Source organism: Pseudomonas sp. NPDC090208 (genome assembly GCF_044746785.1).
In the GTDB taxonomy this organism is placed as follows: domain Bacteria; phylum Pseudomonadota; class Gammaproteobacteria; order Pseudomonadales; family Pseudomonadaceae; genus Aquipseudomonas.
The window spans coordinates 473284-484907 of record NZ_JBIVCU010000002.1; the positions used below are offsets into that span (position 1 = coordinate 473284).

Here is an 11624-nt window from a genome sequence, read left to right on the forward strand (position 1 = left end):
ACAGATTCGGGGTGAAATCCAGCCCCCCGCTTGTCCGACAGACGCGGTAGGATAGCCGCCTGTTTTGCTCAGTCTTTTCTCGGGAGTGACCCATGAGCGCTGTAACTCGCGCAGCGGTGGAAGCCGTCCTTCGCCAATATACCGATCCCTATTTGAACCAAGACCCGGTCAGTGCCGGTTGTGTGCGTGCCATCGATATCGACGGTGAGCGCGTCAGCGTGCAACTGGAGCTGGGTTACGCCGCCGATCTGTTCAAGAACGGCTGGGCGCAGATGCTGCAGATGGCTATCGAGGGCCTGGACGGCGTGACCTCGGCCAAGGTGCAGGTCGCCACTGTCATTACTGCGCATAAGGCCCAGGGGCAGGTGCCGGGCTTGGCCAACGTCAAGAACATCGTCGCGGTCGCGTCCGGCAAGGGCGGGGTCGGCAAGTCCACCACGGCGGCCAACCTGGCGCTGGCGCTGTCTCGCGAAGGCGCGCGGGTGGGGATCCTCGACGCCGACATCTACGGCCCGAGCCAGGGCGTGATGTTCGGTATCGCGGAAGGCACCCGGCCCAAGGTCAAGGATCAGAAGTGGTTCGTGCCGATCGAGGCTCACGGCATCGAAGTGATGTCCATGGCGTTCCTCACCGACGACAACACGCCGATGGTCTGGCGCGGGCCGATGGTATCCGGCGCGTTGCTGCAACTGATCACCCAGACTGCCTGGAACGATCTGGATTATCTGGTCATCGACATGCCGCCCGGCACCGGCGACATCCAGCTGACCCTGGCGCAGAAAGTCCCGGTGGCCGGTGCCGTCATCGTCACCACGCCGCAGGATCTGGCGCTGCTGGACGCCAAGAAAGGTGTGGAAATGTTCCGCAAGGTCAACATCCCGGTGCTCGGCGTCGTGGAAAACATGGCGGTGCATATCTGCTCGAACTGCGGCCATGCCGAGCATCTGTTCGGTGAAGGCGGTGGCGAGAAGCTCGCTTCGCAATACGGTGTCGAACTGCTGGCCTCGCTGCCGCTGTCGATGCTGATCCGCGAGCAGGCCGATGGCGGCAAGCCAACGACCATCGCCGAACCGGAAAGCCAGATCGCCATGATCTATCAGGAACTGGCCCGCCACGTCGGCGCGCGCATCGTTCTGCAGGAAGCCGCATCGCCGGCGATGCCGAACATCAGCGTCAGCGACGACTGATCGCAGGCCGTTCCCGCACAGCTCCGTGCGGGAACGGCCTGATTTCTACGCCTCCAGCGCCCGCAGGCGCAGGCGGCGAGCCTCTTCTTCCTTCGACTGGCTTGGCAGCAGGGTGAAATCGAAGTCGATCTGCGCGAAACGCTGATTGACGCCCCGGGCTTCGCAAGCGGCCGGATCATCGTGGAAACGGATCTCGGCGATCAGTTCGTCGCGGGTCGCATAAGCAAAATCATCATGCAGGTATTGGTCGCCCGCCAGATTGATCTGGGTGGTCAGGTGCCGGTAACCCGGTGCGCTGATGAAAAAGTGGATGTGCGCCGGGCGCTGACCGTGGCGACCGATGGCGTCCAGCAATTGCTGGGTCGGCCCGTCAGGTGGGCAGCCGTAACCGCTGGGTACGATGCTGCGCAGTTGGTAGCGGCCATCGGCGTCGGTTTCGATGCGGCGACGCAAGTTGAATGCCGACTGGCTGCTGTCGAAATACGAATAATTGCCTTGGGTATTGGCGTGCCACACGTCGACGATGGCGCCGGCCAACGGCTTGCCTGCACTGTCCAGCACGCGGCCCTGCATGAACAGCACGGTGCCGGGGTCCAGGCCGTCGTCCAGCCGGGCGATGTACTGGCTCAGCGGAGCGCCGGCGACGTACAGCGGGCCTTCGATGGTGCGTGGCGTACCGCCGCTGACGCCGTCCGCCGCGTCCTGCGCGTCGAGCAGCAGGTCCAGGTAGTGTTCCAGGCCCAGCCCGGCGGCCAGCAGCCCGGCTTCACTCCGTGCGCCCAGCACGTTCAGGTAATTGACCGCCGTCCAGAACTCTTCCGGGCTGACCTGCATGTCCTCGATCAGCCGTACGCTGTCTTCGAGAATGCGCTTGATCAACGCCTTGAGTCGCGGATTGCCGGCGTCGTTGTGCAGCCCGCTGGCTTCTTCAAGGAAATGCCGGACGGCTGTCGTATCGGAAATTTTCACGGCCATGAACGTCTCTCGTCTTGTTGTTTTTGTGCGCGGGCAAACCCTTGCCCGCCTCGCCGAACAGCAGAGCAAGGGCGGTGCCAAACCGTGAATATTTTTTAACTATCTGTTTTTAAAGGATAAAAATACATTTTGCGATGAGGCTTGGCGGGTGACGATTGTCCAGATCATCAATGCTCGCCTGCGCCATTGCGCAAATGATCAAACGCCGCCCCGGGTCTCTTCGGCGGGGCCCTTCTTCAAACGGTAAGCCAGTGCCGGTCGGGTCATGCCCAGCAGGCGCGCGGCCTCCGAGACGTTTTGCTGGCTGCGATCCAGCGCCGCCTGCATCAGCGCATCCTCCACCGAGGCGAGGCTGATGCCGCCGTCGAAAATCTGCTCGATCCATGGCTGGGACTGCCCGCCGGATTTTTCTGCCAGGCGCCCGTCGCTGGTCAGCCCGACGCTTTGTGGCAGTGCCTCTTCGTGGGGAAACAGCGAATCGATGGCGATGCTCTGGTTCACATCGGTGATGATCACCCCGCGCTCCATGAGGTTCTCCAGTTCGCGGATATTGCCCGGCCAGTCGTATTGCAGACATGCCTGCAAGGCGCGGTCGGAAAGGCCGAGGGTTTTCTTGCCGTAGCTGGCGTGGAGCTTGTCGAGGAAGTGTTCGATCAGCAGCGGGATGTCCTCGTGGCGTTCACGCAGCGCTGGAATCTTTACCGGAAACACATTCAGACGATAAAACAGGTCGGCGCGGAATCGCCCGGCCTTGACCGCGTCTTCAAGGTTTTCATGGGTGGCGGCAATGACCCGGACGTTGACGCGGCGGGTCTGTGAGTCGCCGACCCGCTCCAGCTCCTGCTCTTGCAGCACTCGCAGCAGCGATGCCTGGGCGCGAGCTGTGAGCTCGACGATCTCATCGAGAAACAGCGTACCGTTGTGCGCCCGTTCGAAACGGCCCATGCGTGACTGCTGAGCGCCGGTGTAGGCGCCTTTTTCCACGCCGAACAACTCGGCTTCGATCAGGTCCGGCGGGATCGCCGCGCAGTTGAGCGCGACGAAAGGCCCGCCGGCGCGCTCACTGCGCAAGTGCAGGCTGCGGGCGATGACTTCCTTGCCGACCCCGGTCTCGCCCAACAGCAGCACCGACGCCTTGCCGGGGGCGACCTTGTCGATCAGCGTGCAGGTCTTGCGATAGACCGCCGACTGACCGATACCGTAGAACTGCCCGGCCTCCTGCTGCAGGCGCTGGCGCATGTTGGCCACCTGGACCTGCAAGACCTGCAGCTCATCAATGATCGGGTCGCTCTGGAAGTAGCGCATGAACGCTTCGGCGTCCTCCCACTGCTCGGCGGGTTTGCCGACGATCCGGCAGTGCGCGTCGCCGCAACCACGGCAGCTGACTTCCTTGTAGAGAATCTGCCGACCCAGAAAGAACGAGCTGTAGCTGATCGCATAACCCAGCAGCATCCAGCACACCGGTTGGTCGGAGTGCAGGTGTTCGGCGGAGCAGTTCTCCACCTCGAAGGAGTCCTGCCATTCGATCTCGGCGTAGAAGTGGCCGTTGTCCAGATCGATGTCGATGGTCTGCGGCAGGACGTTGACCATGCCCTTGAGCGAGTGCAGCTGCGGCCCGGTGAAGAACATCTCTACGTCGCTGCCGTTGGGGCGCAGCTTGCGCGCCAGTTCGGCGTCCTTGAGTCCGGACTGATAACCCAGGCGCAGGAAGAAGCCCTTGGCCCGTTCGACGCCGAGCATTTCGATCAACTCGCGTCGACAGGACGCCATCATCGACACCTGGACCAGCAGCATGCGCTGTTCGTCCAGCCAGATCTTGCCCTGGCTGCCATGGAAGCGGACCTGGTCGGTCAGGTCCTTGAGCGCCGGCACAGGCTGCGACGCTTTGTACGTGGTCATCATGCGGTACGCCCCTGATTTGTAATTGTGTGGGGTGGCGTCAGGCTGTGGGTCGTGTCCCGCTCAGGCCATGGCGGGGGTGTGACACGACCTTGCGACCTGCGGTTTTTGTCCCCCGCGAGGCGCTCCTGTCTTTTTCTAAGCGGCCTGAAAGCGCAGAAAAAGTCAATCTCCCCATCGATTGGTCATTTGCGTGATTGGCCCTTTCCCGATTGATCAAATGCTCAATTCAGCGGCTGGCGCAGCGGCTGAAGATGCTCGGCGGAGCGCTTTGGGTTAGAGCGTAAATTGTTCGTAACTGTATGAATAATAATGGATTTATTGAGTTGTTTTGTTGCGTTGGCGCAGGCTGGCACAGCGATTGCTCAGGACCTGTTGCCCCCAACCGGGCACGTCCCAACTGGAGCCGCCGAACATGAATCACACCGGCAACACCTTCGATCAGATGCAGCGCTATGTGCGTGTTCGCAGCGATGCGGACGCCGCCTTCGTCGAATTCGATTTCGCCATTGGCTATCCGGAGCTGTTCGTCGAACTGGTCCTGCCACGTCGGGCCTTCGCGCTGTTCTGCGAACACAACAACGTGCAGCACATGGACGCAGCGATGGCCCAGGCCGTCGACGACGACATGCGCAAGTGGCGCTACGGCGAAAGCCACGAGCCGACCGGACACTGAGCGCCACCGGCAAAACCCCCGACGTCACCGATAAAAACAACAGGACTTCGTCATGAGCATCGAGATCAAGACCGCGACCGTGGAGCCGATCCGGCACACGTTCAGCCACACCCGCCGACGTTTCGGCGACAAACCTGCCAGCCGCTATCAGGAAGCCAGTTTCGATATCGAATCGGCGACCAACTTTCACTACCGGCCGCTGTGGCAGCCGGAAAAACTGCTCAATGACGCCAGCCGCACTGCAGTGGTGATGGCCGACTGGGGCGCGATCAGCGACCCGCGGCAGTTCTACTACGGCGCCTATGTGCAGGCCCGGGCGAAGATGCAGGAGAACGCCGAACACGATTTCGCCTTCTGCGAAAAGCGCAACCTGCTGGCGACCCTCGACCCCGCGCAGCGCACCCGGATTGCCCGCCTGCTGCTGCCACTGCGCCATGCCGAGCTGGGCGCCAACATGAACAACAGCGGCATCGCCGCCGACGGTTTCGGCACCAGCCTGACCCAGATGCACATGTTCGCCGCCATGGACCGTCTGGCCATCGCGCAGTACCTGTCGCGCATCGGCCTGATGCTGGAAGACGACGGACTGGCGCTGCTGGCGACGGCCAAGCAGCAGTGGCTGGACGATCCGGCCTGGCAGGGCGTGCGCCGTTATGTCGAAGACACGCTGGTGATCGGCGACTGGTTCGAGCTGACCCTGGCGCAGAACCTGGTCAGCGATGGCCTGGTGTATCCGCTGCTGTTCCACACCTTCGACGACCAACTCAGTGCTGCCGGCGCAGGGCAGGTGGGCATGCTTACCGAGTTCATGCGCCTGTGGTTCGCCGAGAGCCAGCGCTGGGTCGATGCGCTGGTCAAGACGGGCGCCGGTGAAAGCGCGGCCAACCATGGCCTGATCGAAACATGGGTCGGCCACTGGCGCGGTCGGGCGCTGCAAGCGCTGGCGCCGCTGACCGGGATCGGCCTCGGGGCCGAGGCGCTGGACGCCGTCGACCAACAGTTTGCCGCGCGCTTGAAGAAGATCGGCCTGACCGGAGCAGCCCCATGAATTCCCTCGTTTACATCGCCTTTCAGGACAACGACAGCGCGCGCTACATCGTCGACGCCATCACCCAGGACAACCCCCATGCGCAGGTCCAGCATCAGCCGGCGATGATCCGTGTACAGGCAGAACAGCGCCTGGAGATCCATCGCGCGACGGTCGAGGAGAAGCTCGGGCGCACCTGGGACGTGCAGGAAATGCTGATCGACGTGATTACCCTCGGCGGCAACGTCGAGGAAGACGACGACAGCTTCGTCCTGCACTGGAACTGAGCCGCGCCCCATCACAACAAGAACCGGAGACGACCATGGCCGCCAAACGCCTGAACCAGAAAGAAAAATACCGCTGCCTGACCCGCGATCTGGGCTGGGAGCCGAGCTATCAGCGCAAGGAAGACATCTTCCCCTACGAGCGTTTCGAGGGCATCAAGATCACCGACTGGGACAAGTGGGAAGACCCGTTCCGCCTGACCATGGACGCCTACTGGAAATACCAGGCGGAGAAAGAGAAGAAGCTCTATGCGATCTTCGATGCCTTCTCGCAGAACAACGGCCATACCCACATTTCTGACGCGCGCTACGTCAATGCCTTGAAGCTGTTCCTGTCCGGCGTGACCCCGCTGGAATATCAGGCCTACCAGGGTTTTGCCCGGGTGGGGCGGCACTTCGGCGGCACTGGCGCGCGGGTGGCCTGCCAGATGCAGGCGATCGACGAACTGCGCCATGTGCAGACGCAGATCCACGCCATGAGCCACTACAACAAGCACTTCAACGGCCTGCACGACTTTGCCCACATGCACGACCGGGTGTGGTTCCTGTCCGTGCCCAAGTCGTTCTTCGAGGATGCCCGTACCGCCGGCCCCTTCGAGTTCCTCACGGCGATTTCGTTTTCCTTCGAATACGTGCTGACCAACCTGCTGTTCGTGCCGTTCATGTCCGGCGCGGCCTACAACGGCGACATGGCGACCGTCACCTTCGGCTTCTCGGCGCAGTCGGACGAAGCGCGGCACATGACCCTGGGGCTGGAAGTCATCAAATTCCTGCTGGAGCAGCACGAAGACAACGTGCCGATCATCCAGCGCTGGATCGACAAATGGTTCTGGCGCGGCTACCGGCTGCTGACCCTGGTCGGGATGATGATGGACTACATGCTGCCGAACAAAGTGATGTCCTGGGCGGAGGCCTGGGAAGTCTATTTCGAGCAGGCCGGCGGCGCGCTGTTCAAGGATCTTGAGCGCTACGGTATTCGTCCGCCCAAGTACGTCGAACAGGCCAATATTGGCAAAGAGCACATCTCCCATCAGGCCTGGTCGATCTTCTATCAGTACAGCCAGGCCACCAACTTCCACACCTGGATGCCCACTGACGAAGAGCTGGACTGGCTGTCGGCCAAGTACCCGGACAGCTTCGACAAGATCTACCGGCCACGTTACGAGCACTGGCGCGCGTTGCAGGAAAAGGGCGAGCGCTTCTACAACCCGACGCTGCCGATGCTGTGCCAGATCTGCCAGATCCCGCTGTCGTTCACCGAACCGGATGATCCGACCACCCTCAGCCATCGCAGCGTCGAACATGAGGGCGAGCGCTATCACTTCTGCTCCGACGGTTGCTGCGACATCTTCAGTCATGAACCGATGAAGTACGTGCAGGCGTGGCTGCCGGTGCATCAGATCCTGCAGGGCAATTGTGGCGGCGGTGACGTCGAGTCGGTGGTGCGCGATTACTACAACATTCAGTCCGGCCAGGACAATTTCGAGTACCACGGCTCGCCGGAGCACCGCCGCTGGCAGCAATGGCACCCCGACGCCAAGGGCGCGCCTGCCGACGCCGACGCCAGCGGCGATCTGCCACGCAAGGCCAGTTGAAGCCTGGCGGGTGCCGTTCGCCCGCCCTCACGCAAGAATAAGGAACAGCAATCATGTCCGTGACCGCCATCGGCCGTTATCACGCCGAACCCCTCGACTTGCAGCACCACTTCCACGGCGCGCAATTGGTGTATCTGTGCTGGGAAAATCACTTGATGTTCTGCGCGCCGTTCACCTTCCCGTTGCCGCCCCAGCTGGGCTTCGCCGACTTTGTCGAACAGGTGCTGAAACCGGCCATTGCGCAGCATCCCGATGCTGCCCGGGTGGACTTCGCTCAAGCGCAATGGCGTCTGAATGACCAGCCGTTCATGCCTGATCCACACGCAAGCCTGAGTGCCAACGGCATTGCCCACAAAAGCCTGCTGCACCTGTCGACCCCCGGTCTGAATGGCCTGGCCGGCAGCGGCAACTGAGGAGGTCGCCATGAGTTATCACGTCACCATCGAGCCGACCGGCGAGCAGATCGAAGTCGAAGAAGGGCAGACCATTCTCCAGGCGGCCCTGCGTCAGGGTGTATGGCTACCGTTCGCCTGCGGTCATGGCACCTGCGCGACCTGCAAGGTCCAGGTGCTGGAAGGCGAGGCCGACCTCGGCGCGGCGTCGTCTTTTGCCCTGATGGACATGGAGCGCGATGAAGGCAAGGTGCTGGCCTGTTGCGCAATCCCGCAGAGCGACATGGTCATCGAGGCCGACATCGACGTCGATGCGGACTTCCGTGGCTATCCGGTGACCGACTATCAGGCCGTGGTCAGCCGCATCGTCGATCTGTCGCCGACCATCAAGGGTGTTCACCTCAAGCTCGACCGGCCCATGGCCTTTCAGGCCGGTCAGTACCTCAATCTGCAATTGCCGGGGATCGACGGCACCCGCGCGTTTTCGCTGGCCAATCCGCCGTCGTGCGGCGACGAACTGGAGCTGCATGTGCGCCGCGTGGAAAACGGTGTCGCCACCGGTTTCATTCATGACCGGTTGCAGGTCGGCGACAGCGTCGAAGTCTCCGGGCCATACGGGCAGTTCTTTGTTCGTGGTTCCCAGGCCGGTGATCTGATCTTCATCGCCGGCGGCTCCGGACTGTCGAGCCCGCAGTCGATGATCATCGAACTGCTGGAGCAGGATGACCAACGCCGCATCGTGCTGTTCCAGGGTGCGCGCAATCGCGCCGAGCTGTACAACCGCGAGCTGTTCGAGGAACTGGCGCGCAAGCATGCCAACTTCCAGTACATACCGGCGTTGAGCCAGGCGGCGGACGACCCGGACTGGCAAGGTTTTCGCGGGTATGTGCATGACGCGGCGAAGAAGCACTTCGACGGCCGTTTCAGCGGCAACAAAGCCTATCTGTGCGGGCCGCCGCCGATGATCGACGCCGCTATCACCTGCCTGATGCAGGGCCGGCTGTTCGAGCGCGACATCTTCATGGAGCGTTTCTACAGCGCAGCCGATGGCGCCGGCGAGGCCCAGCGGTCGGCGTTGTTCAAGCGGATCTGACATCGCCTGCGCCACACCGATCTACCCCACCGATCCACCGCATGTCGCTTCCTGGCCTGAGCGCCAGGGAGCGGCACGCACGCGACCCATAACAATAAAAAGGTTGAATTCGATGGCTGAAAAAATCGTATCTGCGCTGATTCCTGTCTCCCTCGGTTCGCTGCTGGCGCTGTGCATGCCGGCGCAGGCTTCGGAGGGCGGTGGCAGTTCCTACCCCATGGGCGCGGAAAACTACCTGTCCGGCGCCATGCCGCCTCCGGGGTTCTATGGTCAGCTGTTCGTCAATCATTACGAAGCCGACAATCTGCGCGGCAACGACGGCAAGAAGTTGCCCGTGGATTTCCGGGTCAGGGCCAACTCGATCACGCCAAGGCTGATCTGGGTCACCGACCAGACCTTGTTGGGCGGCAACGTCGCCATGCATGTCATCGCGCCACTGGTGGATCTCAAGGTTGACCTCAACGGTCAGTCCCAGAGCAAACAGGGGCTGGGTGACGTGATTTTCGGCACGGCACTGGGCTTTCATCACTCCGAGAAGTTTCACAGCATCCTGTCGATGGACTTCATCGCCCCGACCGGGCGTTATGATCGCAACGACCTGGCCAATATCGGTCGCAATTACTGGGTGTTTGAACCGGTGTATGCCATGTCCTACATCGACCCGGACGGGTTGAACCTGGACGCCAAGGTCATGTACGACTTCAACCGCAAGAACCCTGACACTGACTACCGCTCCGGTCAGGAACTGCACGTCGACTACGCCGTCGGCTGGGGGCTGGGCAATGGCTGGGTGCTGGGCGTGGGCGGGTACATGCTGCGCCAGACCACCGACGACCGGCAGGACGGCCACACCATAGAAGACAACAAGGGCAGGGCGTTAGCTATCGGACCGTCGGTCAAATACACCAGCAAGGACGGCTGGTTCCTGACCGCCAAGTGGGAGTCGGAAACCCAGGTGCGCAACCGCGCTCAGGGCGACGCTTACTGGTTGAAGCTGACGGTGCCGTTCTGATTGACAGGCATAAAAAAACCCGCCGATGAGGGCGGGTTTTTTCAAGCGATGAAGCAGAAGTTAGATAACTTCAACTTCTTCAGCTTGCATGCCTTTCTGACCGCGGGTAGCGATGAAAGAAACCTGTTGGCCTTCTTTCAGGCTCTTGAAGCCGTCAGCCTTGATGGCTTTGAAGTGTACGAACAGGTCGTCACCGGATTGTGGAGTGATGAAGCCGAAGCCTTTTTCATCGTTGAACCACTTGACGGTACCGGTTTGGCGATTGGACATGGTGTATCTCCTTGGACAAAGTTAACTGCGACTCAGGAAAAGCCCTGGCCGAGACTGAGTGCAAAGAGCAGGAAAATTCATGGAGATGGTTGGATCGAAATTCAACATCGTGTAGAGATTCTCAGTGACACAAGCAACACAGTGGCGCCACCTTAAACCTTTTTCCGGAGTGTGCCAATGCTTCCTCGACGTTTATTTCGGCGGATGACAGACGGTTGCCGCAAGGCCACGGCGTGCGCAGTCTTTGAACCGGAGGCCGCGGCCCGGTAAGATGCCGGACATCTTTTTCACCTCGCTATTCAGGACACCGCCATGAGCATCAAATCGGACAAGTGGATTCGCCGCATGGCGCAAGAGCACGGCATGATCGAGCCGTTCGTGGAGCGCCAGATGCGTGGCGAAGGCGCTGACCGCCTGATCTCCTTCGGGGTGTCCAGCTACGGCTACGACGTGCGCTGCGCCGACGAATTCAAGGTGTTCACCAACATCAACTCGGCGACCGTCGATCCGAAGAATTTCGACGAAAAGAGCTTCGTCGACGTCAAGAGCGACGTCTGCATCATCCCGCCGAACTCGTTCGCTCTGGCCCGCACCGTCGAATATTTCCGCATTCCGCGCAATGTCCTGACCATCTGCCTGGGCAAGAGCACTTACGCGCGCTGCGGCATCATCGTCAACGTGACCCCGCTGGAACCGGAGTGGGAAGGTCACGTCACCCTGGAATTCTCCAACACCACCACCCTGCCGGCGAAGATCTACGCCAACGAAGGCGTGGCGCAGATGCTGTTCCTTGAGTCGGACGAAGAGTGCGAAGTGTCCTACAAGGATCGTGGCGGCAAGTACCAGGGCCAGCGTGGCGTGACCCTGCCGCGCACCTGATTCACCGTTGGTCATGTCGAGACGGAATTAGTCTCGACATCGGCACTCTATTGCACTGAACTGTTCCCACCTGCGCCTCGCGGGTGGGGCCGACGCTCAGGAGTGCCCTATGAAGAGACAATCTAAACCCAGCAGCAAGGAAACCGACCCGGGACACAATCAGGTCGGGTTGCTGGCTTGGTCGCTGTTAGCGCATCCACATCTGAACAACATGGTCGCCGGCGGTATCCCCGGTCAGCCGACGCCCGATACCCCCAACGATTACCCTCAGCCTGAGGAGCCTGGCGAGCCGACCTTGCCGGACGAACCGCCACCCGCGCCCGTGGCCTGAGATC

13 protein-coding genes are annotated in these 11624 nt (G+C 61.4%); 10 read left to right on the plus strand and 3 right to left on the minus strand.

What is annotated here, in order from left to right:
- The first annotated feature begins 92 nt into the window (after positions 1–92).
- Positions 93–1187, plus strand: a complete 1095-nt coding sequence (gene apbC / locus ACIPL0_RS05185) for an iron-sulfur cluster carrier protein ApbC (protein ID WP_400592765.1) — start codon at positions 93–95, stop codon at positions 1185–1187.
- A 45-nt stretch (positions 1188–1232) separates the two neighbouring features.
- On the opposite strand, the gene catA is transcribed toward apbC, so the two are convergent.
- The gene (gene catA / locus ACIPL0_RS05190; protein ID WP_400592762.1) at positions 1233–2162 is read right to left on the minus strand and encodes a catechol 1,2-dioxygenase; all 930 of its coding nucleotides are present in this window, start codon (positions 2160–2162) and stop codon (positions 1233–1235) included.
- Between the two features lie 198 nt (positions 2163–2360).
- A complete protein-coding gene (locus ACIPL0_RS05195; protein ID WP_400592760.1) occupies positions 2361–4064 on the minus strand; it encodes a sigma 54-interacting transcriptional regulator in 1704 nt (567 codons plus the stop codon).
- 412 nt (positions 4065–4476) lie between these two features.
- Here ACIPL0_RS05195 and ACIPL0_RS05200 point away from each other — a divergent pair, with 412 nt between their 5' ends.
- The 7 genes from ACIPL0_RS05200 (at position 4477) to ACIPL0_RS05230 (ending at position 10140) form a co-directional block, all read left to right on the plus strand.
- Entirely contained in the window at positions 4477–4737 is a 261-nt protein-coding gene (locus ACIPL0_RS05200) for a phenol hydroxylase subunit (RefSeq protein WP_400592757.1), read from the plus strand.
- A gap of 52 nt (positions 4738–4789) precedes the next feature.
- Positions 4790–5785: an aromatic/alkene monooxygenase hydroxylase subunit beta gene (locus tag ACIPL0_RS05205; protein ID WP_400592754.1), complete on the plus strand. Its 996-nt coding sequence runs from the start codon at positions 4790–4792 to the stop codon at positions 5783–5785.
- Positions 5782–6051, plus strand: a complete 270-nt coding sequence (locus ACIPL0_RS05210; protein WP_400592752.1) for an MmoB/DmpM family protein — start codon at positions 5782–5784, stop codon at positions 6049–6051. Before ACIPL0_RS05205 ends, ACIPL0_RS05210 begins: the two co-directional genes overlap by 4 nt.
- A gap of 35 nt (positions 6052–6086) precedes the next feature.
- Positions 6087–7643, plus strand: a complete 1557-nt coding sequence (locus ACIPL0_RS05215; protein WP_400592750.1) for an aromatic/alkene/methane monooxygenase hydroxylase/oxygenase subunit alpha — start codon at positions 6087–6089, stop codon at positions 7641–7643.
- 53 nt (positions 7644–7696) lie between these two features.
- Positions 7697–8056: a phenol hydroxylase subunit P4 gene (locus ACIPL0_RS05220; protein WP_400592747.1), complete on the plus strand. Its 360-nt coding sequence runs from the start codon at positions 7697–7699 to the stop codon at positions 8054–8056.
- Between the two features lie 10 nt (positions 8057–8066).
- Entirely contained in the window at positions 8067–9128 is a 1062-nt protein-coding gene (locus ACIPL0_RS05225) for an NADH:ubiquinone reductase (Na(+)-transporting) subunit F (protein WP_400592744.1), read from the plus strand.
- A gap of 175 nt (positions 9129–9303) precedes the next feature.
- Positions 9304–10140: a transporter gene (locus ACIPL0_RS05230; RefSeq protein WP_400593916.1), complete on the plus strand. Its 837-nt coding sequence runs from the start codon at positions 9304–9306 to the stop codon at positions 10138–10140.
- A gap of 60 nt (positions 10141–10200) precedes the next feature.
- On the opposite strand, the gene ACIPL0_RS05235 is transcribed toward ACIPL0_RS05230, so the two are convergent.
- A complete protein-coding gene (locus ACIPL0_RS05235) occupies positions 10201–10410 on the minus strand; it encodes a cold-shock protein (RefSeq protein ID WP_028943495.1) in 210 nt (69 codons plus the stop codon).
- A gap of 312 nt (positions 10411–10722) precedes the next feature.
- On the opposite strand from ACIPL0_RS05235, the gene dcd reads away from it, so the two are divergent.
- Both dcd and ACIPL0_RS05245 read left to right on the plus strand, forming a co-directional pair.
- Entirely contained in the window at positions 10723–11289 is a 567-nt protein-coding gene (dcd, locus tag ACIPL0_RS05240; protein ID WP_003184751.1) for a dCTP deaminase, read from the plus strand.
- Between the two features lie 109 nt (positions 11290–11398).
- Positions 11399–11620: a hypothetical protein gene (locus ACIPL0_RS05245; RefSeq protein WP_400592741.1), complete on the plus strand. Its 222-nt coding sequence runs from the start codon at positions 11399–11401 to the stop codon at positions 11618–11620.
- Positions 11621–11624: the final 4 nt, after the last annotated feature.